Consider the following 22,866-nt stretch of genomic DNA (forward strand, 5'->3'; position numbering starts at 1 on the left):
GCCAACACCAAAATTCTCTGATTAGTGTTTTTTAGTCTTGTCAAGGTTATTCTTGATTCTTCTAAACCTTCATTTCGGTTTAAAGCTCTTAGATGTGTTTATTGAGATAAGGAATGGATTGAAACCGAATTCCAAGGATTTTGTAATCATCATCGGAGTAGATTTTGGATAGCGTTAAATCATTGTGTGAAACTGGAGAAGGTCAACCATTTATATAATAGATTGGTTTCTAAATTATGAAAGCAGTTGATAAATAAGGTAGAATATTAATATCTAATTTTCAATATTTTAGTGATTTTTGGAATCATCTGAAAGTCAAAAAGTAGCCCCGGCAAGAATCGAACTTGCATCTAAAGTTTAGGAAACTTCTATTCTATCCATTGAACTACGGGGCCATTTAAAATTCCGAAGCGAATTTAAGAATACTTTTTAATAAGTTCCCTGGCAATTTCGGGATAACGCCTCAAATTGTGGATATACGTCCTGCTTTTCATTTTTTTGATGTGTTTTTCGATCTTTCCGGCAATTTTTGAATCCTTTACCTCCAACATATAAAAATAGTCCCATGGAATCTTTGATCTGGTGGTCCCGGTATTTTTTGTTCGGGAATTATGGAATTCCAGACGGGCGATCAAATCGGAGGTCCTGCCGATATAAAAGCTGTTGTCGATTTTGGACCGTATGACATATACAAAGTGCATCTTTTTGTCAATATTTCAAGGAAACTTCCCCCGATAGCTATCGGGGCTATCCATTGAACTACGGGGCCATTTAAAATTCCGAAGCGAATTTAAGAATACTTTTTAATAAGTTCCCTGGCAATTTCGGGATAACGCCTCAAATTGTGGATATACGTCCTGCTTTTCATTTTTTTGATGTGTTTTTCGATCTTTCCGGCGATTTTTGGATCCTTTACCTCCAACGTATAAAAATAGTCCCATGGAATCTTTGATCTGGTGGTCCCGGTATTTTTTGTTCGGGAGTTATGGAATTCCAGACGGGCGATCAAATCGGAAGTCCTACCGATATAAAAGCTGTTGTCGATTTTGGACCGTATGACATATGCAAAGTGCATCTTTTTGTCAATATTTCAAGGAAACTTCCCCCGATAGCTATCGGGGCTATCCATTGAACTACGGGGCCATTTAAAATTCCGAAGCGAATTTAAGAATACTTTTTAATAAGTTCCTTGGCAATTTCGGGATAACGCCTCAAATTGTGGATATACGCCCTGCTTTTCATTTTTTTGATGTGTTTTTCGATCTTTCCGGCGATTTTTGGACCCTTTACCTCCAACGTATAAAAATAGGCCCATGGAATCTTTGATCTGGTGGTCCCGGTATTTTTTGTTCGGGAATTATGGAATTCCAGACGGGCGATCAAATCGGAGGTCCTACCGATATATACAATTTACAAAAAAGATGAACTAGGGTTTCAAGTGCTTGAGCATTTTTTTGGTCGTCTTTTCCAGGTCAAATTCCGCTTTCCAGTTCCAATCGTTCTGTGCATCGGAGTCATCAATACTGCTGGGCCAGGAATCGGCTATGGCTTGTCTAAAATCGGGTTCGTATAAAATTTTAAAGTCGGGGATATGATTTTGAATGCTTTTGGCCACTTGGATGGGGGTAAAGCTCATGGCGGACAAGTTATAGGCGGAACGTACCTTAATCGCTTCGGTATCGGCTTCCATAATCTGTATTGTGGCCCTTATGGCATCGTCCATAAACATCATGGGAAGTTTGGTATCCTCTTTTAAAAAACAGGTATACGTGCCTTCTGACAATGCTTTATGGTAGATGTCCACGGCATAATCCGTAGTACCGCCACCGGGCATGGTCTTCCAACTGATCAGACCGGGATAACGGATGCTCCGCACGTCTACCCCAAATTTGTTAAAATAATATTCGCACCAACGTTCACCGGATTGTTTGCTAATGCCGTACACCGTGCTAGGTTCCATAATAGTATTTTGCGGTGTGGTTTCCTTTGGGGTATTCGGACCAAAAACGGCTATGCTGGATGGCCAGAAAATTTTATCTATTTTCTTTTCTTTGCCCAAATTCAGAACATTGAAAAGGGACCCCATGTTCAGGTTCCAGGCGCGCATAGGAAATTTTTCCGCCGTGGCGCTCAGCATGGCCGCCATAAGATAGACTTCGCTAATTTCATAATAGGCAATAACCTCCTCCAAGGCATTATAATCAGTGGCATCCAGGATTTCGAACGGTCCGGATTCCATTAAACTTTCGCTACCTTCCCTGATATCGCTCGCAATCACACGGTCATTACCGTATTTTGAACGAAGTGCCCATGTAAGTTCTGTTCCTATCTGCCCGCAGGCACCAATAATAAGTATATATTTTTCCATCAAAAATTGAAGTTAAAACACGAGGGTGTAAAGATACCTTTTCTTAAAATTTGTACATTCGCCCTATGCGAAAATTCTGTTTTTTTTTGCTGGTCATTTTTTCAATGAACGCTTGCAGGGATGAAACATCCAAAAATGTAGGAGCTCAGGATTCCGGTTGGGCCGTGGAATTGTCCAATCTACCAAAACCTGCTGTGATAAACGCAAAGGCTGCCTCTATTTTATCCGAATGGGTGGAATATAGGGGTTTTGAAACCAGTTTTAACAGTATGTACAGGGCGGAGTTTCGTGAAGATTTTATATTGACTATCGAGGATTTGGTGGAAAAACAAAAGACGTGGGAAGCTTCGGTATATCCTTCGACCTTTGACATTCCTCAGGTAAAGGGTAGACAAAAGGTGCTGAAAACCTTTATTTTACAAACTAAGGCCGATTTGGAATACCGTCAAAATCCCGAGGAATCCATCAAAGAAATGGTAGGGGCGTTCAATGCATTGCGAAAGCAATTCAACGTAACCGTAAACAATATTTTGCCTGAAGATTTACTTTCCGATGAAAATTAAATATATCATATTACTGTTCTTAAGCGCGAAACTATTTGCCCAGACCCCTGAAAACGCGATTAATAAAACGATGGACGCATGGCACTTGGCCGCTTCCAAAGCCGATTTTGACAGCTATTTTGACTTAATGACGAAGGATGCCGTATTTATTGGTACGGATGCTATGGAAAACTGGCCACGCCCGGAATTTGAAGCATATGCCAAACCTCATTTTGACAAGGGGAGGGCGTGGAGCTTTACGGCCGTAGAGCGTAATATTTATATAAGTAGTACGGGGGATATTGCTTGGTTCGATGAGTTGTTGGATACCCAGATGAAGCTTTGCAGGGGTTCAGGGGTACTCCATAGATCCAATGGTGAATGGAAAATTGCGCACTATGTACTTTCCATCGCCGTCCCCAATGAAAATGTGAGGGAGCTTATCGCCATTAAAAAAGAAAAGGATAGTTTATTGCTGTCCCGGTTCAACAGAAATTAATATCCGTTTGTACCATCCTGTGTAAGCTCGTCTTGTTGGGATCGAGGAAATTTATGATACTATTTTTAGTAGTTTTGGATTATGCCAAAGTCACTCCTTTTTATTCCGGATATTTCCGGATTCACCAATTTTGTGCAGACTACGGAGGTAGAACATAGCCAGCATGTTATAGCGGAACTGCTCGAGGTTCTTATAGAATCCAATACACACGAGCTACAACTTGCGGAAATAGAGGGGGATGCCCTTTTCTTTTATAAAGAAGAGGAGGTGCTTTCACAGGAGAAACTGTTGGCGCAGTTTGAAACCATGTACACGGCCTTTTATAGCCATTTAAGGCTTTTGGAACGCAATAGGATATGTTCCTGTACCGCCTGCGCTACCGCCGCCAGTTTGCAATTAAAAATTGTGGCACACTGTGGGGAACTCAGTTTTATAGCGGTCCAGGGTAATAGAAAGCCTTTTGGAAAACAGGTCATAGAAGCCCATAGATTGCTCAAAAACTCCGTTGAGAGCGATAATTATGCCCTGGTAAGCAAAGAATTGGCCAGCACCATAGAACTGCCCATATATTATTACAGCAAACTCTTTAGATTTAGGGAAGGGCAGGATGTTTACGATAATCGGGAAGTAGGTTATATATATTCTGTTGTAGATCCGGAAAAACTTGTATTGAATACCTTTCCCAAAGGGCAGAAATTAGTATTCAAAAGACCGCCCGACCTGGTGCTTGAAAAGGATATTCCCGTTTCGGGCAAACTTTTAATAGAGTATATTACAAACTACACTTATCGCCATTATTGGGGTATAGGAGTGGATAGATTTGAGTACAATGAGCATGAAGTCACCAGATTGGGAACGGAACATCTTTGCGTGGTGAACGGTAAGCATCTGAACTTTGTAGCGGTAACAAAAGAGGTAGCGTCCGGTAAATTGGTTTATGGTGAAATGACAAGTAGCCCTCCTGTAGTAAATATCTTTTATCAATTTTATATTATAACCCCCATAACGGAAAAATCAAGTACTTTAAGGGTTGAAACATATTGGGAAACCAAATCCCTTATCAAGCGGTTGTTCATTTTCTTGTTCGTAAAAAGGGTTTTCAAAAGAAATACCCGGAACGCCATTGATGGTCTTGCCCAGTTTATTAGCGAAAAGCACAACACTACGACCTAAGTTCTATCTTTTAGATAAGCATCCAGTTTGCCAAGCGTATCGTCCCAAAATTGTTCGTAAAAATTGAGCCATTGGTGTATTTCCTTTAAGGGACCGGTATTGGCATTGCAAAAACGCTCTCTTCCTTTTTTGCTGATCTCTACAAGGCCAGCTTCGTTCAACGTTAGTAGATGTTTGGTAATGCCCTGGCGGGTCATATTAAACTGATTGGATATTTCGGTTATCGGCATAGCCGTGGTCGCCACTACCAGTACATGAAAAATTTCACGTCTGGTAGGGTCGGCAATAGCTTTTAATACAGTTGTAACTTTATCTTGCATGTACTTCCTGGGTTAGATACGCTGTTAGCAAAGAAACACAATTATCCCATCCGGCACTAAAGTGGCCGAACATGGTAACGGCATTATCACCGGAATAATTGGATATTCCCGAGTGTTCCAGAACCAGTTGGGTTTTGCCCGATACTTCTTTTAAGGTCCATTTAACCGTAGTCTCAACGTTGGTGTCCTCAACGATCCAGGTGTAGATCAATGTATAGGGCTCAGCCTGTTTTACTACTCCGGTAATTTGTGTGCATCCTTTTTCCTCACCTGCCGTAAAGGTGTACCTATAGCCCTTTTCGGGCTTAAAATCGGCATTGATAAACCATGTGGAGATTTCCTCCCCTTTAGAGATGGCATTCCATACGCTATGGATAGGGTGATTGAAAACGTGTTCTTTTGTGATTACATCTTTCATGATCGGATTGTTTTATATATTAATACGCAACTATATGGTTGCAAATATAGTGAATAATATTTATTGTGCAACTTTTTAGTTGCATATTTGGATGGGTCATGTTTCTCCGCGTAGTCAAAAACCACCTTTAGGCCTAAACAAAGAGAGCGGACATATGTCCGCTCTTTCGATAAATAAGATGTATTTCTCCTCTATTCTTTGGTCTCTGTTTCGGCCGGGGTTTCTTTTCTCGTAATCAATGCCTGCCTACTCAAACTGGCCAAATTAAAGTTGGGTTCTATTTTTAATGCTTCGTCCATAATGGCTATGGCCGCATCGATATTATTGGTTTTATCCATATTGAATTTCACTAATCCCTTTAAATGAAAGAAAGCGGCTTTCAATGGAACTTCATAAGGTTGTTGGCGCTCATAAAATGCATATTTCATATCATCTTTGGCGTTGGAGATGCCATAATCTATGTTTGTCATGGCCCCGGTATTATCCCCGGTCTGTATTTTTAGGTCGGCCAGTTCATACGCTAGATATGCATTGGGGTTTCTGGTATTCAATACCTCAAAATGCTCCAGGGCACGTTTGGGCTGGTTCAATGCTTTTAAGGAAATGGCCTTTACCTGTACGGCCAAATCGGAATCCGTATCTACCTTTTCGATACCTATGATATTTAGTGCCTGTAGGTGTTTGTTGTCATTGGCATAGATATAGGCCAGGGTGTCCTTTCTTTCTTGTGATGGCGATAGTACGTTCAAGTGTGTCAAGGCATTGATAACACCGTCCACATCTCCCTGTAAGCGCATTTGGTTGTAAAAGGCCTCATAATGTTTTTGTAGTTCGCTTTTGGTCTGTGCTATTCCAGAAAATCCAATAAGTAAAAGAAGCGCAAAAAGTAATTTTTTCATGTGTTTATTTTTATTGTTTTTTAATGATCGACTGTCACCTTTTGATGATTTAAAATAATCATTGTCTTGCATATTTAGGATTATCTTAATCGTATCGGTTTCATTGTTCAGTGATTTTTGGTGCGCTAAACTATTAAAATATTCCGTATGAAGCTGTTAAGGAAAGCTTTAAATGCCAGAAAAAGAAAAAGGCACACTAAATGCCTTTTAACCGTTCTTAATTTTTAAATCCAGGTCAATGGTCGTGAAATCGTTGTGTTGGTAAAAACTTTTGACATATGGGGCATAGAATCCAAACAACGAACTATTGATCTATTGATGTTTGAAAGGCATAAAAATTAAGGAGAAAATCTTTAGAAGTAGTTATTTTTTTATGTTTTATGGATTTAAATAATTGATAATCAGGAATTTTTATGTTTCGTTTAAGCGCTGCTGATCTGTAATAATCCCTTTTGGCAGGATGGTACGGATATACCCCATTAAAAACTTCTTCCCATTGATCAAACATTAAGATGGAAGTAATGATCCCGATACAATCGTCCAAATGAATAAGGTTTACCGGGGCATCGCCATCGGTAAGATTTTCACGGCGGGACAGCATGGTCACCGGATGCCGACCGGGTCCGATAAGTCCACCAAAGCGTATGATGGTAGTTTCTAAATGAGCGTTATTTTGAAATATTTTTTCACATTGTAACAGTTGCCTTCCCGATTCGGTATTGGGTCTGGGTTCCGTTTCCTCGGTAATCGTGCCCGAAATATCACCATAGACCGATGTACTACTTATAAAAATGACCTTTTCTATGGGTGAATTGGTGATTTCCCGATGGAGTAGTTCCATCTTTTTTACATAGTTCCCTTTTTCGCCCTTACCTCTTAGTCGGGGAGGTACGTTAAGAATAAGCACTTCTAAATTTTTAAGAAATGCCGAAATATCCCCAAAAATATCATTTTCTGAAAGCTGGACCCTATAGGGCGATATACCTGCTTCTTCAAGTAATTCCAATTTGTTTTCCGAAGTGGTGGTACCACTAACGGAATATCCTTTTTTAATGAGACTTTTGGCAAGTGGGAACCCCAGCCATCCGCAACCTATAACTCCGACCGATTTAGTCAAACTTGATTTTTTGAACGGTTACAATGGCATCGTTGAGCACAAAGGGCATCGGGATTTGGTCTATGGGCCTTTTGGGTATGCTGAACCGTTCGTTTTCCAATAGATCATTGGACGTTTCATAGACCGTTAATTCCAAAGGGGCGTTCTTCGGAATTTCCAAATACAGTTCAGTATACATATTATCGGTAATATAATGGGTAATCAAATTTCGGTTACGCCTATTTTTAAGGTACTGGCCAGAAAGGGCAACACCGTTAAAACTGGCGTTTCTTATGTCTGTTTTATTCGTAAAAACGTCCAATCTGTTCACATTTCTTTGGGGAACAATACAAATTTCCAAAACTCTATTTTCATTGATCAAAGTGTCTTTCTGGATTTTGATTTCAGGGGCCGGTACTTTTTTCAGGGGAGCATCTGCCGTATAAGTGAAATTGGATCTGTATTTACTATAAACCGTATTTTTGGATAAAGTTTCCGGGAGCGGTTTTTTGTTTTCGGGGATGTACTGCGTTGTCCATTCCGAAAGTACATTTTCATAGGTTGCCCAATGTGCTTTTTGCTCGTCTACATCTAAAACGTACAATAAACTGGTGGGTTTGGGCCGTTCTTCCGTAAACCCGGAATTTATATGGGCGGATACCATAAACCCGATAACCAGTAAAAAACTCAATATGGCCAGACTCCTTTTGTTTTTATATCTTGTAAATACGGGCAAAAGCAGAAAAAAAGTGAGTGCGGTCAAGAGCGTACCGGTAATCATCATTTTTAATCCAAGTGCGATCGGGAACATTTGGATTAAGGGCGCAAAGATAAAGATGGCCGGGATTCCGAGAAAAACCAATAGAAAAGCGTTCGGATTTTTTTGATGGATGAGAATGTAAAAAGCGACCAGTATTCCATAAACGGGAACTATAAAAAATGCCGCACCCGGCAAATAATGGGATATCAATGTGCAAATTAACAGCCAAATAAAAATAGGGGCTACCAGAAGATTAGGGGTTTTTACCACCTTGAATTTGTGGTATGTGTAGAAACATATCCCTACAGAAAAGAAGATGAAGGCCAAAATATAAGTGTGGCCGTTATAGGTAAAACCATGGAGTATGTCCGTATAGGCGGGGTAAAACCATTTAAGGAGTGTCCAACCGTAGAAACCTGCCAGACCGTTGATGATCAATGAAAAAAACAGGGGAATAAATCCCTTTAAGATGTCCTTTCCATTTAGGATCTTTTTCCTGAATCCGAGTACGATCAATAATATAAAACATAGGACGGCCGACCCTAACATGGGCCAAATCCAATCAAAAGGATAGGAGACCATCGTAAAGAATGGCATATTAAAATACACGGAATCGTTAGGGCTTTTTATTTTGCCCAGGTCTGCCTCACTAAAGTGATGCAATAATGACATCAAATAACTTCCCTGATGGGCCAGTGTATTACGATCCAAATTTTCATAGGTATCCCTGACGGTATGGTAATCAAAATGATCATCTATAAAAGCAAGGTTAAACCCTTCAATATCCCCTTTCTCCCTAAAAATGGTAAGATCGGTTTCATTTGGCAACATTTTATAGACACTGTATATGAGTGAACTGGCCACAGGATATTTTGGGGATGCCTTTATAAATTCCTTGATTAAATTTGCGTTCCCCTGGTTGGTTTCTATGAACATAAACCCGGGACCGCCACTTCCCCTGGCCTCAAAATTAAGGACAAGTCCAATGTCTTTGGCCCAGGGGTGTTCGCTCACGAAAAGATCGGCACCGTTAAGGCCTAGTTCCTCGGCATCCGAAATAAGAACGATGATATCGTTCTTTGGCTGTTTCTTTTGGGCCATGTATGCTCTTATCCCTTCTAGGACCGTAGCCACTCCACTGCCGGCATCGCTGGCTCCCAAGGAGGAATGCGGGTCACTGTCATAATGGCTCATAAGCAGAAGGGCCTTGCCTTTGCCCGTTCCCTTTATCCGGGCAACAATATTTATTGCTTTGCTCATATTTTCCGAATCACCGGCGGTATAACCTTCTTGGGTAAAGGCTTCTATTCCAAGTTTTTCAAGTTCCGATAGGATATAGGTACGCACTTTGGAATGGCCGGCGAAACCCACACCATGAGGTTCTTGGGAAATAGCTTTTACATGTGTCAAGGCCCTATCGGTAGAAAAGGAAGTTTCAGATGCCGTTTTGTCCGGAACATAAGAGGGCATTAGCACTTTAAAACTCCAATAAGCTGCTAAAATTAAAAGCGATAAAGTGAGTATGGAGGTCGTTCTTTTCATAGGTTATGAATCTATGTTAAAATTATGAAATATTGATAAGTTGACACATTACATCGAGTTTTTTAAAAAAATCGGCCATTTTTTCCTATCTTTAGTAATCAATCTATAAATTACGTAGTCATGGGGATCAAAAGTTTTCAAGGGGCCCGAAAAGCCGTTAAAAAGGAGTTTGAAGCACCTATTTTGGTAGAAGATTACATGACTGCAAAGCTCGTGACCTTTAATCCCGAACAGTCCATTTTGGAAGTTATGGAGGCCTTTGCGAAACACCATATTTCGGGCGGCCCGGTACTGGACAACAATGGTTTTTTGGTGGGAATCATTTCAGAAGCGGACTGTATGAAACGAATATCCGAAAGCCGATATTTTAATCAACCTATTTTGGATAAAAGTGTGGAGAAATACATGTCAAAAAACGTGCAGACCATTCCTCACGATATCTCTATTTTTGATGCGGCCGGTATATTTGACAAACACAACAGAAGAAGGCTTCCCGTTATGAAGAACGGATTGCTGGTAGGGCAAATAAGTAGAAAAGATGTTGTAATTGCCGCACTAAAATTAAGCGGGCAGAATTGGAAATAGAACCCTGTCCGATTTTCTAAAAAAAGGGTTTCTCAAGAAATTTCTATAGTTGCTTTAGCGGTTTTCCAGCTATGATTTCATTGTGATAATGTCTGCGAAGCAGTGGGCGAGTTGGCGTGCAGGCGAGTCAGGATTATTCCGCTTAAAATCAGCCTTTGATTTTTATTTTGATGTGGCACAAAACCACAATGAATTATAGGAACATTGTTAGCTACGGCTTTATTTTAACCTATTTTCAATATCCATTCTTTGGTGTAAAATACGGATGATTTCTATTCCATTTTCTTTTTGATTAACCTTATAAAAAATGAAATGTGACTTGACTTTAGTTCCTAAATAATTTTTCCTTACATAGCTAAAGTCTTTTCCAGATTTTGGTTTTTCACAGATATATTCAATTTCTTCAAAGATTAGGTTAATATATCTATCAGCTTGTTCTGTTGACCAGGTTTCAAAAGTATAGTTCCAGATTTTTTCCAAGTCATTTTCAGCTTCGATACTTATTTTAAAGTCCATTTATATGGATGCGTTTTTGTGCATTTTCTTTAAGAATTCATTTTTGTCAAAGTTTTCAGAAAATCCAGACCTTTCCCCTCTAATCAATTCTTTAATCAGCTCTTTTTTCTTACTTTCTTCTTGTTCAAATAATCTTAATGCAGACCTAACAACCTCACTTGCTGAAGAAAATCTGCCACTGCTAATTTGTTCATTTATGAAATTGTTAAAGTAATCACCTAATAAAATGGAAGTGTTTTTCGCCATCTTGGGTTTTTATTTCAAATATACCAATTTATGGTATTTTGTCCAAATTTTAGATAGTGATTTGAAATCGTGGGTAATGTTCTCGGCTATGAATAGTTGCGTGGGTTAGCACTTAATTTTACAAGTACACACCAAACTGAAAATCCGCAAGTCCCGATAACTATCGGGATTCAGAAGTAGGCTGGAACTAAGCAATTATTTTTACACTTTGTGCCTGTTGCACAACTTTCTAAAGATAACGAATGATCTTATCTTTAGGTATGCAAGGCAAAAAGGATTACCAAGAAAAACTGTTTACGGATTTCCGATTGAGCGACCGTGTTCGCGAGGACAATTTCTACCGGCGTTTGAAGGGAGGGGCCGATATGGATTTCCTCTATCGGCTGACCAAGGGTTTTTATGGGAGCAGCGGTCAAAAGAGCATCGACCCGGTTGTGTTCTTCAAGCTGTGTCTGGTGGGGTATCTGGAGAATATCGCAAGCGACAGAAAACTGGTCGGCCATTGCGGTATGCGGTTGGACATCCTGTACTTTTTGGGTTATGGCATTCAACCATAAGCCGTACGCGCCAGTTGTTTCCCGAGGATGTTTTTGAGGAGGTGTCCACCAAGGTGTTCTCGCTCTGTGTGGAAAGCGGCCTGGTCAGTGGCCATACCCAGGTGATGGACTCGGCCCCTGTGAAGGCCAACGCCTCTATGGACAGTCTGGAGCTAAAGGTGCTGGGGGAGGATTTGGAGGCCCACCTGAGGAAGGTACGCCATATAAGTACCGTTGACAAGGAAAGGCCGCTTCGCAGGGCAAAGAACGATAGGTCGATCGGTAACCAAGGTAAGGTAACGGCCAAAGACAAGGAACTACGGGCCGTAAAAAGCCGCAACAAGGAATGGTCGAAGGACCAGGACCAACGTCCCGGTTCGGGCAACTGGGGGAGCAAGTACACCAGTAACAAGACGCATTACAGTCCCGTGGACCCCGACGTACGTATCAGCTGGGAAGGACAACCAACATTTGCCCGATATGGTAGGCCGGGTAGGCAGGAGGCTTTGGCGGGAAGGTCCGATGTGGGAGAACGTTGTCGCCGATACGGGTTACGGCAGCGGGGAGAACTACGTTTTGTTGGAACAAGTTGGCCTGAAGAGCTTGATCCCTCCCCACGGCACCTACAAGGGCGGCCCGGAAGGTTTTGTGTATGTCAAAGGTGAAGACCATTGCCTATGTCCCCAAGGAAAGGTGGTTCCATTTACCAAGGTAATCGGGGATTATCGGACCGGTACCAAGAAGAAGGAATACCGTGCAAGGAAGCATGTCTGCGTCGATTGCCCGGTCAGGGCCCGATGCCTTGGCAAGAGCGCACAGGAGAAGAAGTTCGGCGTTACCTATTACCGCGGGGAATACGAACGCAACAACAAATGGGTCAACAGCCCATTGGGGCGTTATATGAAGGCCAAAAAGCAAAGCACGGTGGAACCCGTTCCGGGCACCCTGAAGACTTACCCGTTTTCGTACAGGGGTTAAATTAAACAAAATGATGTTTCAAAGGGGCATGCCCCTTTGAAAATTCTTCCAAATATTCTTTTGGGCTGCTTCTTCCCAATGCTTTATGCGGATGGAAGCGGTTGTATTCCTCCTTGAATCGTTCGGTCTCCAAGTTCACTTCCTCGATATCCCTGAACAGATGCGCATCCAGTACATCTTCACGGTAGGTTCTGTTGAACCTTTCGATATAACCGTTCTGATTCGGCTTGCCCGGTTGTATGTATTTTATCTCGATGTCCTCTACCTCGCAATAGTTGACAAAGACCCTGGATAAAAATTCAGGTCCGTTGTCCACCCTTATGGCCATAGGCCTGCCGTAAACCTCTATGGCCTCCCTGAGGTATCCTACCACCCGAATTCCCGGCATGGAAAAGTTCCCCTTCATGCAGAGTGCTTCACGGTTGAAGTCGTCCATCAGGTTGAATATCCTGAAGCTCCGTCCCGTTACAAGGCTGTCCGACATGAAGTCCGCGCTCCATACCTCCCTGGGCGCGTCCGGTACCGCCAAGGGTTCCTTTATCCGTTTGGGCAGCCGTTTCTTGGTTTTTCTCCTTAACCTCATGCCCAATAGGCGATAGATCCGCAATACACGTTTACGGTTCCACTTGTGGCCTTGCTTGCGGATGCGGTTATAGAGCCAATCGAAACCCCTATCGGGCTTGGACTCGGCCAGTTCGGTCAACTTGTCGATTACTTCCGTATCGTCACGCCTGCTACGATAGTACCACATCGAACGGCAGAGGCATACGATCGTACAGGCCCTTGCTATGCTCAGGCCCTCCTCCTTTACGATACCCTCTGCCAGTTCCCTTCGCCCGCAAGGCCTCAAAGCTTTTTTTCGATGATGTCCTTTAAAATACGGTGGTCCAGGCTCAGATCGGCGTACATCGCCTTGAGCCGCCTGTTCTCTTCCCGTAACGACTTGAGTTCCTTGAGCTGTTGGGCGTCCATGCCGCCGTACCTGCGCTTCCAACTATAAAAAGTGGCGGTGGTGATCCCTTTGTCACGACAGATGTCGGTGACCTTCATTCCCGAATCGTATTGCCTAAGCATCGCAACGATCTGTGTTTCTGTAAATCTGCTTTTCTTCATAATCTAAAAATAATTGATTTTTAAACTGTACGAAAAACAGGGAAGCCTTCAACCCTGGCCCAGTTCATGGGTATGGGCAAGATCTATACTTTGGGCATAAGGCAGGCCAACGAATGCATGCATATGGCCGCCACTGCCTACAATCTGAAAAAACTGTTGAAATACGCCATGAAAAAAGCCAAGAACGGGGCCAAGTCCCTGTCTTTTGACTTTTTCGCCATAAAAGACCCGATAAAAGCCGTTTTGGGGGCTTTTCGACCCTCCTTTTTTGGCAAGATCAGAGCAGATATAAACCAAGAAAGCCCTCGCAAAAGAGCTTATACTGATTTACGTTTTCGGGTTTTAGGGGCTTGTGCCACGGCTACCTTTGTTATAAGCTTTTATTTTTTCGATTCTAGTAGTAGTTTTTCTATTTTAGATAATCGATTAGATAAGGATTTCAGTTCTTGATTCTCTTTTTCAAGTTTTTTTATTTTCTTTTCTTGTTGAATAGTGTAAAGAGTTAACTCTTCTATTTTTTGAAGAAGTTTGGAATCCATTTCCCCAAGATAAATACCATTTTCTGTGACTTCTTTAGCAGAAGGGATATCTTTTAAATGTCCTTTTTCTTTAATATGATTTTCAACTTCTTCCAATGTTGATAATTTATAATCGCTAAAGAAAACAAAATCAGACCAACCAGTTTCTACTTTTATTTCCTTTGCTCTAATACTTCCATTAACTGCTAATTTCCATGAGCCAGGATTAGTAGTTCCAATTCCAACATTTCCATTTTTATCTATTCTCATCCTTTCATTACGATTATTCGAACCTGTAGAGAAGCTAAGTCCATCAAATGCATTAAAGCTAAGTCCGTCTGGACTTGTTCCTGAATTTGAATGGTCATAAGTTAAAATTGACATATTGTACTTGTTCCCAGAACTAAAATTCTCTCTAAAAAAAATCCCATTGTCATTTCCCAAACTATATGAATCAATTAATATATTTCCTTTAACATGAAACTTTTCCTTAGGCGAACTAGTATTTATTCCTACCATACCATCAGCATTTGCAGAGAATATTGTTTTAACATTACTACTTCCTAAAGTCCAGTCTTCAATTCGAAATGAATTATTTTCTGATTTAAGGGCTAATGATAACCGATCCCATTGAGTTAAGTGTGAATCGTGAACCCCAGAAGAGTTATAACTTGCGTGTTCTGCATGAAAATTAATTCCTTGAACAGTTTCTTGCGCATTTAGTGTGATATTAATTCCTATTAACCCAATCCACAATATTATTTTTTTCATTTCTGTTTTTTTATTGATTATTAATATTATTCGATAATTAAAAGTTTCGTTTTTCAAACTGTCTCGTCCTGAAATATGGCTACAGGTTAAAAAATGATTTACGCTGTTTTTAAATATACCATATTTGGTGTTTTATGGTCTAAAGATAAATGTAATCTTATTTCATTATATAAATTAATTGCATTTTTTGTAGCTCTTTTTGCGTGAACCTTGTCGGTAAAGGTTTGGTCGAGATAGAATTCGTCTTTTAAGATGCCGTTTACACGTTCGGCCAAAGCATTTTCACAGCAATGATTTTCTTCGGTCATACCGATATCTATCTTATTTCTTTTAAGGACCTGTGTGTATTGATTACTACAATACTGTATGCCCCTGTCCGAACGATGAATAAGCTTTTTGACATCTTTGGATTGATATAGTGCTTTGTTAAGCGCTCTAACACATCCTTTAAGTTCTAAGCTATCACTAAGGCCATAACCAACGATCTTTCTAGAATACATGTCCGTAACAAGGGCGAGATAACAAAACCCTTTTACAGTTCTAATATAGGCAGTATCAGATACCCAAACTTGATTAGGCATGGTTACCTCTACATCTTTAATGATGTTTTTTATACTTATGGAACCTGTGTAACGAATTGGTTGTTCTGGAGCTGTATTTCTTTCTAAGAGTAAGCATATTGTGTTTTCTAAGGACATTGAACAATGTATCTCTACCGACTTTAAGGCTGGCTTTGTTAAACTCGTCATGCAATGATTTTTTGAGTTTGCGCACGCCTTCTCCAGGAAGGGATTTGCGTCTTTTTCCAACTATGTTTAGAATCTGTTGTTCTAACTCCAAGCGTTTGTCCGCTCTATCCCTATACTTGTAGAATGCATCACGTTTGAGTCCAAAACAATGGGTTATAGTTGTTAAAGAAGCAAATCCCTTAGCTTTGTCCTTGGCTTTTATTAAGGCTGGATATTTAGCTTTTTTTTAGTTCGGTAACAGATTTATAACCTAACCGTTCAGCGGCTACTTCCAGATAGGAGTCCAATACTAGTGCATCTAAATCCTTTTTTAAAAGGAGTTTTTTTAAGTTGTTCGATTTCCTTTTGAAGTTCTTTGATACGTGTTGTTTCGTCTTTGGTTTCCACTTTAATTCTGGTGTTCATTAGGTCTTTGCGGTTATACTTTCTAATCCATTCGTTAATGGTGGTAGGAGCAACACCATAAAGTTTACCGAGTTGATACTTGTTAAGTCTGCCTGTGGTAAGTTCGTCCAGAATTTTCAGTTTAAAAGGTTCTGAATACCGTCTGATCATTTTGTCGTTTTTGTACATAATGTTTAAAATTATGTAGCCTTTATTCAGGACGGGGCAAAATGTGCTACAACGGTTGAGCTATGAACAGTACAGGAGCAAACTAGCATTTTCTTTCCGCCACGCACATAGCGAAATCTTATTGTTTTGATTTATTTTTTCCTTTCGTAAGCAACCCCGAAGCGTCGGGGCCAAAGATTTTGCGGGCTTCATAAAAATACACAAACCCGGCGATTATACACTAAGCCCGTATTGTTTATAGGTGTTGTTGTGAACAGTTATTTTTTACAATTGTTTTCATAAAATAAAGCTATTTCCATTGTTTCTTTTTTAGGAATTTCATTTTTATCCACCTTTTCAATTAACAACGAACAATCTTTAAAGAATTCTCGGACTCTTTTTTTAACCCCTCTTTGACCTGCACCATAAATATAACCCATGTTATAGGCAATTTGAGCATTTTTCTTTTTTAGGTATATTTCATTGTAAGAGCCAACAGTGGTAATATTTGAAACTGCACCACCTTGATATACATATTCTGATACATAAAAAAGTTCTATTCTATTACCTTTTAGTCCAACTTGCCCAAGTTTTAATTCAGTTTTTTTTGAATCAGAATACTTCTTAACTTTTATAACCTCATATCTTATTGAATCACTATTAATGAACATAACAAGACTTCGGATATCTTTTAGATTATATTTTTCATTAGTGTTCTTCGAGATTATTTTTGTTTTTGTTGCCCAGCCTAGGGTATTGTCCTTGATTTTGTAAGTCCCTGTCTTAATATTTCCATTTTTTAATATTAAGTTCATTTTTACTTGTCCTAACAAACTTAAGGTCATCAGGCAAAAGGTAGCATTAAGTAATTTTTTTTTCATCACTTCTTTAATTGTTTACAACGGTCTCGGCTATGAGTAGTTGTGTGGTTTAGCACTTAACTTTGCAAGTACGCACCAAACTGAAAATCCTTGAGAATTTTCGTAAATAGGCGAGCACTAGCAATGAATTATAAACGTTGTTGTAAAACGTTTTTTATTCGGACTAAAATCGGTAACCTATGCTTACTGCATGACGATTAATAATATTATGGTCTGTTTTATCATCATTAAATAAATTTCTTCCCATTCCAAATATAGCTTCAAAAGTAATTCCGGTTTTGGTAGTCCATTTATATCCAAGACTTAAACCAAGTGATAAATCAATTACATCAGGACCTTCATTTAAGGTTAAATTTCCATTTATATCAGTTAATTGTTTTCCATCAACTGAGCCTATTGTCGCAAAACCTTCAGTAAAAAAACCTGAAGCATATTTCTTACCAAAGTATCTTCTGTAAAAAGGAGATATTAGAAAATTTGTATCCTCATCGTATTTTTTATTAAAAGTGTACAATCCAGTTATTCCTAAAGATGATTTTCTATTTAAACTCCTTTCATAAGTCATTTCAAAAAGTCCCAAGGCTGTAAAATAAGCGTTAAGTTTTATTTCATTTTTCCTTTCTAATTGATTTTCTTTAATTTCATTTTTGGTTTGTGCATTAGTATTGAAAATAGAAAATAGAATTGTAATTATTAAAATTTTTTTTATTAAATAGATTGTTAAATAGTTCAATACAAACCTATCATATTTCAATAATACAAATGTTAAATTCAATTAAAAAACACGTTAATTAGAGCATAAAAAATAATGTAAATTGTTCCGATAATATATAATTTTCAACTTATTATTTTTCTTTCGAGGTTCTGTTTAATGTTTTACAACGGTTAGTATAAGAAACGTTGCCATCCCGTAGAGTGGCTATGTTTTTTATACCTTGTTGTATGCCGTTTTATTTTTTGTTTCCGGTAATTTCCGGTAAAATGTCTCATAAAAGAATTAAATTATTTTTTATCCCTCCGGTAACTTCCGGTAATTGATTAAGCCCAAAAACACTCCAAAAAGAGGTTTTTAATCCCTCCTCCGGTAACCTCCGGTAAAAATTGATACTCATTACTAAACTCATCCGGTAATTTCCGGTAATTGTTTCTCTGTTCTTTTATATTTTGTTAATGACCCTTTACCTGTCATTATTAGAAAACCGCTTTCAACTAACTTTGAAAGGTCATTTCGTGCTGTTTTCTCCGCTATGGTGCCTTTAAAAAAATCTTCGTAATCCTGTCTTGAAAATACATTTTCTTTAAAACCAGCAAAGAAATCTATCATTCTATCGTTTAATTGAATCTTTATTGACTTACTAAATAATGTTAGTGTAGTATAGCCGCTTTGGAAAGTCCATTCAGGTTTGCGATAACCAGCCTTCACGAAGCTATCTCGAATAAGAGTTAATCCACGACCCAATTTTTCCATTTTACCTCTTAAATAAAACATATGTGCGATTGCAGGATTTCTAAATACAGAGTGATGTGGCTTAATATTATTCTTTCCTTTAATTATGTCAGAAGGGATTTCGCCTGAATTAGTAATCTCAATTTTATTGGGGTAAATGTTAATGGTGATTTCTCCTGAGACGTCTCCATAATCTCTATGAACCATTGCATTGACAATTGCTTCATCTAAAGCATCATCAGGAAATTTGAGTTGTGTATCTCTGTCCCATTCATTTTCTTTAAAAGAGCTGATAAGTGGGTTGTATCTTCTAAAATAATCTTTTGCACGGTTAAAAGAATCAAATAAATTACTCTCTATTAATTCAATATCTTCGAATTTATCCCCTGTTTTACCTTCTGGCAATACTGATATCCTAATTCTGCATTGTGGCAAAAAACGTATTGGGTCTATACCAAATAATACTAAAGCTCCATTCTTAATATTTCCATAGTCTGATAATTGAAAGTAATTTAAGAATTCTTCAGGAGTGTTTGGTAAAACCTTTCCCTTGCTCATTTTTTCTGCTTCAGAGATTGTTCTAATTATTTCATCCTGGTCTAAATCTTTTATAGAACAATCAATGACAGTTGTTTTTTCCCAAGTAGAAGTGTATTCATTAGAAGAACGTAGTAATAAACTAATTTCATCTTGATTCGCTACTACTGGAGAATCTCCAGCAAATACATAGTAAATATTATTTAATGTATAAGGTTGTCGTGAGCCTTTTAATACATTGATTAATACAACATCATTGTTTCCATCTAAGTCCTTGGCAATGTAAACTAATGGTTGTGGAGATATTTGTGTATTTACTTCTTGTCTAAGGTTGTTAATAGTAGCATCACTCAATTCTAGATGAACAAATTTTTTACCATTATGTCCAACTAGCACCCAACCGCCTTCTGAATTAAGTAAGCCACAAATATTTTGAAGAATTACTGAGACATCAAATTCTTGAAGAAATGCTAAATTTAGCTCACCTTTTCGTTTCAATAACTCTTGTATAAAAGATTGAGTTTCCATTTTATTTTTTCTTTGAATTATCAATTAGTTTTTGAATTCTCTCTGAATATTTAAATTGACTTTCAATGTGCATCTTAATTGCATCATAGTCATAATACTCCTGAACCCAATTTCCAGTTCTTTTTGAAGCAGGCCTTTCTTTGTCTTTTATTGCTTCATTGTACATTCTAACGCATCTAGTGTCCATTACATCACAGTTGTCAAATGAGATAGTATCGAAATTAATTTGTTTCTTGGTACTGTCTTCAATAATGAAACTGTCTTTAAATAAACTTCTTGTAAATGCAACTCTATAGTCGCCTAATACAAATCGAGGAATGTTTCTTTTCATTGCGGTTTGAAATTCCATATGTGTAATTGATTTACCGCCTTTTTCTAAAACACCAGAGCCATAATCAGGTCTGATAAAACCCAGAAACACATCACATTCTTCAACTCCATCCGTACAAATTTGAGCATTAGATTTACTACTGTCGAGAGGAATAGTTCCTTTATGCGACATCAATACATCATAACCAAAACCATCTAATAAATTATAAATACGATTTAGGTCACTTTGAAAATTGTAGACTGTTGAAGCTACGAAGACTTTAATATGATTGCGTTTTGATGCCATTATACTATCTCTTATTTTTTGCTACTGACAAGTAGTTCTTTCACATCAATGTCTAACACTTTAGCAATGTGAAACAAAGTTTCAACTCTTGGTTGCATTTCGTTTCTACACCATTTTGAAACTGTTGTACGATTCATTTCCAATTCATCTGCTAACCAATTATTGGTTTTCCCTTGTTCTGCTAAAACTGCCTTAATGCGATTGTATACTTCCTTGCTCATGACAAATTATTATCGTTAAAAATCAAATATAGTAACTTCATTTAAGATGTTTTTCGCATTATTTTATGCTTTTTAGTATTCAATTAAATATTTTTAATATCTTTGTTGTGCTTTTAAAGGTTCAAATAAGCCTCTTAAGGTTTTTTTTGAATATTAAAAACATACAATTATGAGCAAAAGATATACCAAAGCTGATTTAGAAGAAATTGTCTACAAGCAATTAGAAAATTTAAACGCTATGCACGATTTATTGAGTATTATGAAAGTTCAGAATGATTTAATTCAAAATATTAACCAAACACTTAGGGAAGAGATTGGTCAATTCAAAGAGCAACAATTCAAATATCCGACAAGCAGAAAATCAAAGTGATTACTGTCCAAATGTTCTTAAAGAGTGGTTGGTTTTTCCGTAATGGCATACCAGTTTAGCTATAAATAGTACGGGAATAAAAGTGTGCTTTTGTTTCCGTTTAAGCGATTAGCCGAATCTTTTTGTTTGTTTTTATTTTTTCTATTTAAAAGCCAAATCCAAAAGATTTGGCGGTAATAGCTGATATACCAGCTTTAGATATTAAACGCCAGAACCCGTATTATTTATAGTCTTTGTTGTAACACGTTTTTATTTTAAAAATTCTAAGTCCAAATACATGTTCTTCCTGTCGTTATGGTCGATATATAGAAAAGTTTTCTTTTTTAAAGCGAGATGAATTTTTAAGTTGTCCGTGTCCATTTTAATTGACTCCCTATAGGTTATTGTTCTCCCCTTAAAGTTTTTTTTTAGCGATATTTGATTTAAAGTCCTATCAACTAATTTAAAATTTCTATCTCCTCGCCCCACAACCTCATTAAGTCCAGCATATCGCGTGTTATCTGTAATAATTTTTTCTTGCCACGAACTTGAATTTATCTTAACCTTGTCTAGTTCTATCTCAACTTTTTGTCCATTTTGTTTAAGTTTTTCAATTCTTTTTTCGTTTTCCGATTTCTTAGCTCTTTCCTCCAATTTTGTTTTTATTACCCAGTAAAGGAGTGGAGTAATTAAGACAATTCCGAAAGCAACAAAGTACGGGTTTATGTCTCCTATAGGTTTCCATTTGCCTCGGTAACCAAGTCCTGCGAGTATTGCAAGAAATCCAATATATACGACTGCAAATAAAGTGTAAGTTTTTATAGAATTTATGAAGTCCTTAAATTTCACGTTCGGGAAATGTGTTACAACGGTCTCGGCTATGGCGGACTTGGAAAACACGCCCAAGCCAATGGATACAGCACTTTTCGCCCTATTTGCTATAGCCATTGTTGGCAACAGTATTTATTCCATCGTTGCTTTGAAATAACGTTCATTCTCAAACTTTTTTTCTCCGTTTTTGTCCTTTCCTCGATAGTTGTCGTAAACTTTTAAAGCAATGGATTTATTGTCAATCCAAACGATTTCATTTATTCGCCACTCAGACGTTTCGTATGTAATATAGTTTTTTAAAAGCGAGTTTTCCGCGATATCATATAAGGCAATATATGATTCTAAATCTGAACCTGGTGCCGACTGAAATGATATTAGTTTGGAGTTATCAGGTGAAATTACGGGAACATCGGAATTGGAATCACTGAAAGCAAATAGGTGAGCGACAGAATCCCTTTCCATTTCTACAAGGAACATTTCATAAATTCCATCTCCACCACCCCCAATGATTTGTGAATTTAGTGGCTCAAGATACCCGAAATAATCAAATCTCGGATTGCCAGTTGTCCGATTATTGTATAGTTTATAAAGGGTTTCAGAAGTTTTAAAAGCAAAAAAACTAGAATCCTGTTTTACTGTTGAGTCTTTGGTGATTTTTGAATCGTAGTTATTTTTATGTGAAGTAAAATCTGTGTCAGAAATTTTTGAAAAACTCAATTTTAATTCCATTCCTTTCCATTTGGGATTGTAGGAAACCATAAAAAGATTAGACCTAATTTCATCTGTCAAAAACCCATCAAAAATATAACCTTTCTTTTGGTCGCCTGTTTTTATTTTGACCCATTGCCCGTTTATTGTTTTTCCCTCGTCTTCGATTTTAAGTTGGATGTCAGTTTTCTCGACAATTGATATTTCAGTTCCAAAACTCAAAGTTCCAATTTTGACAGCATCGATACTCGGTTTATCTCGAATTGTAAGTCCGTTCTCCGCAGCAACATATTTTTTCTCTGATTCTTGGGTTTCAGCTATTGTGTCCGATTGGTTTTGGAGTATGATTTTTTCCGAAATTTTAGCTTCTTCGACTGGGTTTGATTCTTTTTGCTCTAAAACTTCGGATTTTTGAGTCTCATTTCCATTGCTTTTGCAGCAACTTAAAATTAGGGCGAGGATTATATATGGAAAAAGCTTTTTCATATTGTTGCCAACGGTCTCGGCTATGAGTAGTTGCGTGTTTCAGCAACTAATTTAGCAAGTACACACCAAACTGAAAATCCG

31 protein-coding genes and 1 tRNA gene are annotated in these 22,866 nt (G+C 38.2%); 8 read left to right on the top strand and 24 right to left on the bottom strand.

Going from position 1 to position 22,866, the window contains the following annotated elements:
* Positions 1-323: 323 nt before the first annotated feature.
* From ACKWB9_RS01620 to ACKWB9_RS01640, 5 genes are all read right to left on the bottom strand, one after another.
* Positions 324-395: transfer RNA gene (locus ACKWB9_RS01620), tRNA-Arg, on the bottom strand.
* A gap of 21 nt (positions 396-416) precedes the next feature.
* A complete protein-coding gene (locus ACKWB9_RS01625) occupies positions 417-701 on the bottom strand; it encodes a GIY-YIG nuclease family protein (RefSeq protein ID WP_414001231.1) in 285 nt (94 codons plus the stop codon).
* Between the two features lie 89 nt (positions 702-790).
* Positions 791-1,075, bottom strand: coding sequence for a GIY-YIG nuclease family protein (locus tag ACKWB9_RS01630; protein WP_414001232.1), 285 nt, complete (start codon positions 1,073-1,075; stop codon positions 791-793).
* Positions 1,076-1,164: 89 nt separating this feature from the next.
* Positions 1,165-1,410: a GIY-YIG nuclease family protein gene (locus tag ACKWB9_RS01635; protein WP_414001425.1), complete on the bottom strand. Its 246-nt coding sequence runs from the start codon at positions 1,408-1,410 to the stop codon at positions 1,165-1,167.
* Between the two features lie 16 nt (positions 1,411-1,426).
* Positions 1,427-2,368, bottom strand: a complete 942-nt coding sequence (locus tag ACKWB9_RS01640) for an NAD-dependent epimerase/dehydratase family protein (RefSeq protein WP_414001233.1) — start codon at positions 2,366-2,368, stop codon at positions 1,427-1,429.
* Positions 2,369-2,433: 65 nt separating this feature from the next.
* On the opposite strand from ACKWB9_RS01640, the gene ACKWB9_RS01645 reads away from it, so the two are divergent.
* The 3 genes from ACKWB9_RS01645 to ACKWB9_RS01655 all read left to right on the top strand — a co-directional run bounded on the left by ACKWB9_RS01645 (position 2,434) and on the right by ACKWB9_RS01655 (position 4,582).
* Positions 2,434-2,931: a hypothetical protein gene (locus tag ACKWB9_RS01645; RefSeq protein ID WP_414001234.1), complete on the top strand. Its 498-nt coding sequence runs from the start codon at positions 2,434-2,436 to the stop codon at positions 2,929-2,931.
* The gene (locus ACKWB9_RS01650; protein WP_414001235.1) at positions 2,921-3,409 is read left to right on the top strand and encodes a nuclear transport factor 2 family protein; all 489 of its coding nucleotides are present in this window, start codon (positions 2,921-2,923) and stop codon (positions 3,407-3,409) included. The genes ACKWB9_RS01645 and ACKWB9_RS01650 overlap by 11 nt, the downstream gene beginning before the upstream one ends.
* Positions 3,410-3,490: 81 nt before the next feature.
* Positions 3,491-4,582, top strand: coding sequence for a DUF2652 domain-containing protein (locus ACKWB9_RS01655; RefSeq protein WP_414001236.1), 1,092 nt, complete (start codon positions 3,491-3,493; stop codon positions 4,580-4,582).
* Here ACKWB9_RS01655 and ACKWB9_RS01660 read toward each other — a convergent pair.
* The 5 genes from ACKWB9_RS01660 to ACKWB9_RS01680 all read right to left on the bottom strand — a co-directional run bounded on the left by ACKWB9_RS01660 (position 4,579) and on the right by ACKWB9_RS01680 (position 9,617).
* Positions 4,579-4,902 (bottom strand): ArsR/SmtB family transcription factor, encoded by a 324-nt coding sequence (locus ACKWB9_RS01660; RefSeq protein WP_414001237.1) that lies wholly within the window; start codon positions 4,900-4,902, stop codon positions 4,579-4,581. The two genes, ACKWB9_RS01655 and ACKWB9_RS01660, sit on opposite strands and share 4 nt — an antisense overlap.
* Positions 4,892-5,320 (bottom strand): SRPBCC family protein, encoded by a 429-nt coding sequence (locus ACKWB9_RS01665; RefSeq protein ID WP_414001238.1) that lies wholly within the window; start codon positions 5,318-5,320, stop codon positions 4,892-4,894. The genes ACKWB9_RS01660 and ACKWB9_RS01665 overlap by 11 nt, the downstream gene beginning before the upstream one ends.
* Before the next feature lie 191 nt (positions 5,321-5,511).
* Positions 5,512-6,219, bottom strand: coding sequence for a hypothetical protein (locus tag ACKWB9_RS01670; RefSeq protein WP_414001239.1), 708 nt, complete (start codon positions 6,217-6,219; stop codon positions 5,512-5,514).
* 304 nt (positions 6,220-6,523) lie between these two features.
* Positions 6,524-7,336: an NAD-dependent epimerase/dehydratase family protein gene (locus ACKWB9_RS01675; RefSeq protein WP_414001240.1), complete on the bottom strand. Its 813-nt coding sequence runs from the start codon at positions 7,334-7,336 to the stop codon at positions 6,524-6,526.
* Positions 7,329-9,617, bottom strand: coding sequence for a M28 family peptidase (locus ACKWB9_RS01680; RefSeq protein ID WP_414001241.1), 2,289 nt, complete (start codon positions 9,615-9,617; stop codon positions 7,329-7,331). Before ACKWB9_RS01680 ends, ACKWB9_RS01675 begins: the two co-directional genes overlap by 8 nt.
* 120 nt (positions 9,618-9,737) lie before the next feature.
* On the opposite strand from ACKWB9_RS01680, the gene ACKWB9_RS01685 reads away from it, so the two are divergent.
* The gene (locus ACKWB9_RS01685; protein ID WP_414001242.1) at positions 9,738-10,202 is read left to right on the top strand and encodes a CBS domain-containing protein; all 465 of its coding nucleotides are present in this window, start codon (positions 9,738-9,740) and stop codon (positions 10,200-10,202) included.
* A 219-nt stretch (positions 10,203-10,421) separates the two neighbouring features.
* Here the strand turns inward: ACKWB9_RS01685 and ACKWB9_RS01690 are convergent, their stop codons facing one another.
* Both ACKWB9_RS01690 and ACKWB9_RS01695 read right to left on the bottom strand, forming a co-directional pair.
* Positions 10,422-10,718, bottom strand: a complete 297-nt coding sequence (locus ACKWB9_RS01690) for a type II toxin-antitoxin system RelE/ParE family toxin (RefSeq protein ID WP_414001243.1) — start codon at positions 10,716-10,718, stop codon at positions 10,422-10,424.
* On the bottom strand, positions 10,719-10,964 hold the full coding sequence (locus ACKWB9_RS01695; protein WP_414001244.1) for a type II toxin-antitoxin system ParD family antitoxin: 246 nt from the start codon (positions 10,962-10,964) through the stop codon (positions 10,719-10,721).
* A gap of 242 nt (positions 10,965-11,206) precedes the next feature.
* Between ACKWB9_RS01695 and ACKWB9_RS01700 the strand changes: the two genes are divergently transcribed.
* Genes ACKWB9_RS01700 through ACKWB9_RS01710 form a run of 3 tightly spaced genes read left to right on the top strand, consistent with a single transcriptional unit; the run spans position 11,207 to position 12,478 of the window.
* Positions 11,207-11,521: a transposase gene (locus ACKWB9_RS01700; protein WP_414001245.1), complete on the top strand. Its 315-nt coding sequence runs from the start codon at positions 11,207-11,209 to the stop codon at positions 11,519-11,521.
* A complete protein-coding gene (locus ACKWB9_RS01705) occupies positions 11,467-12,165 on the top strand; it encodes a hypothetical protein (protein ID WP_414001246.1) in 699 nt (232 codons plus the stop codon). Before ACKWB9_RS01700 ends, ACKWB9_RS01705 begins: the two co-directional genes overlap by 55 nt.
* The gene (locus ACKWB9_RS01710; protein ID WP_414001247.1) at positions 12,149-12,478 is read left to right on the top strand and encodes a transposase; all 330 of its coding nucleotides are present in this window, start codon (positions 12,149-12,151) and stop codon (positions 12,476-12,478) included. Before ACKWB9_RS01705 ends, ACKWB9_RS01710 begins: the two co-directional genes overlap by 17 nt.
* A gap of 1 nt (position 12,479) precedes the next feature.
* On the opposite strand, the gene ACKWB9_RS01715 is transcribed toward ACKWB9_RS01710, so the two are convergent.
* The 10 genes from ACKWB9_RS01715 to ACKWB9_RS01760 all read right to left on the bottom strand — a co-directional run bounded on the left by ACKWB9_RS01715 (position 12,480) and on the right by ACKWB9_RS01760 (position 20,411).
* Positions 12,480-13,591, bottom strand: a protein-coding gene (locus tag ACKWB9_RS01715; protein WP_414001248.1) for an IS3 family transposase whose coding sequence is annotated in 2 segments (ribosomal slippage) — positions 12,480-13,330 and positions 13,330-13,591 — 1,113 coding nt in all. Because the reading frame shifts where the segments join, the coding sequence is not laid out codon by codon here.
* A gap of 48 nt (positions 13,592-13,639) precedes the next feature.
* On the bottom strand, positions 13,640-13,888 hold the full coding sequence (locus tag ACKWB9_RS01720; RefSeq protein WP_414001249.1) for a hypothetical protein: 249 nt from the start codon (positions 13,886-13,888) through the stop codon (positions 13,640-13,642).
* Positions 13,889-13,971: 83 nt separating this feature from the next.
* Entirely contained in the window at positions 13,972-14,880 is a 909-nt protein-coding gene (locus ACKWB9_RS01725) for a hypothetical protein (protein WP_414001250.1), read from the bottom strand.
* Between the two features lie 98 nt (positions 14,881-14,978).
* Complete coding sequence (locus ACKWB9_RS01730) at positions 14,979-15,629, bottom strand: IS3 family transposase (RefSeq protein WP_414001251.1); 651 nt, start codon at positions 15,627-15,629, stop codon at positions 14,979-14,981.
* A 258-nt stretch (positions 15,630-15,887) separates the two neighbouring features.
* Positions 15,888-16,202 carry a transposase gene (locus ACKWB9_RS01735; protein WP_414001252.1) on the bottom strand — a complete coding sequence of 105 codons (315 nt, stop codon included), beginning with the start codon at positions 16,200-16,202 and terminating at the stop codon, positions 15,888-15,890.
* A gap of 257 nt (positions 16,203-16,459) precedes the next feature.
* Positions 16,460-17,062: a hypothetical protein gene (locus tag ACKWB9_RS01740; protein ID WP_414001253.1), complete on the bottom strand. Its 603-nt coding sequence runs from the start codon at positions 17,060-17,062 to the stop codon at positions 16,460-16,462.
* 163 nt (positions 17,063-17,225) lie between these two features.
* On the bottom strand, positions 17,226-17,816 hold the full coding sequence (locus ACKWB9_RS01745; RefSeq protein WP_414001254.1) for a DUF3575 domain-containing protein: 591 nt from the start codon (positions 17,814-17,816) through the stop codon (positions 17,226-17,228).
* 366 nt (positions 17,817-18,182) lie between these two features.
* Complete coding sequence (locus tag ACKWB9_RS01750) at positions 18,183-19,574, bottom strand: ATP-binding protein (protein ID WP_414001255.1); 1,392 nt, start codon at positions 19,572-19,574, stop codon at positions 18,183-18,185.
* A 1-nt stretch (position 19,575) separates the two neighbouring features.
* The gene (locus ACKWB9_RS01755) at positions 19,576-20,190 is read right to left on the bottom strand and encodes a DUF4062 domain-containing protein (protein WP_414001256.1); all 615 of its coding nucleotides are present in this window, start codon (positions 20,188-20,190) and stop codon (positions 19,576-19,578) included.
* Positions 20,191-20,201: 11 nt separating this feature from the next.
* A complete protein-coding gene (locus ACKWB9_RS01760) occupies positions 20,202-20,411 on the bottom strand; it encodes a helix-turn-helix transcriptional regulator (protein WP_414001257.1) in 210 nt (69 codons plus the stop codon).
* A gap of 169 nt (positions 20,412-20,580) precedes the next feature.
* On the opposite strand from ACKWB9_RS01760, the gene ACKWB9_RS01765 reads away from it, so the two are divergent.
* On the top strand, positions 20,581-20,781 hold the full coding sequence (locus ACKWB9_RS01765; protein ID WP_414001258.1) for a hypothetical protein: 201 nt from the start codon (positions 20,581-20,583) through the stop codon (positions 20,779-20,781).
* Positions 20,782-21,030: 249 nt separating this feature from the next.
* Here the strand turns inward: ACKWB9_RS01765 and ACKWB9_RS01770 are convergent, their stop codons facing one another.
* Positions 21,031-21,708: a hypothetical protein gene (locus ACKWB9_RS01770; protein WP_414001259.1), complete on the bottom strand. Its 678-nt coding sequence runs from the start codon at positions 21,706-21,708 to the stop codon at positions 21,031-21,033.
* 15 nt (positions 21,709-21,723) lie between these two features.
* On the bottom strand, positions 21,724-22,785 hold the full coding sequence (locus tag ACKWB9_RS01775) for an SH3 domain-containing protein (RefSeq protein ID WP_414001260.1): 1,062 nt from the start codon (positions 22,783-22,785) through the stop codon (positions 21,724-21,726).
* Positions 22,786-22,866 lie beyond the last annotated feature (81 nt).

It is taken from the genome of Maribacter spongiae (assembly GCF_047345125.1).
Classification (GTDB): Bacteria; Bacteroidota; Bacteroidia; order Flavobacteriales; family Flavobacteriaceae; genus Maribacter.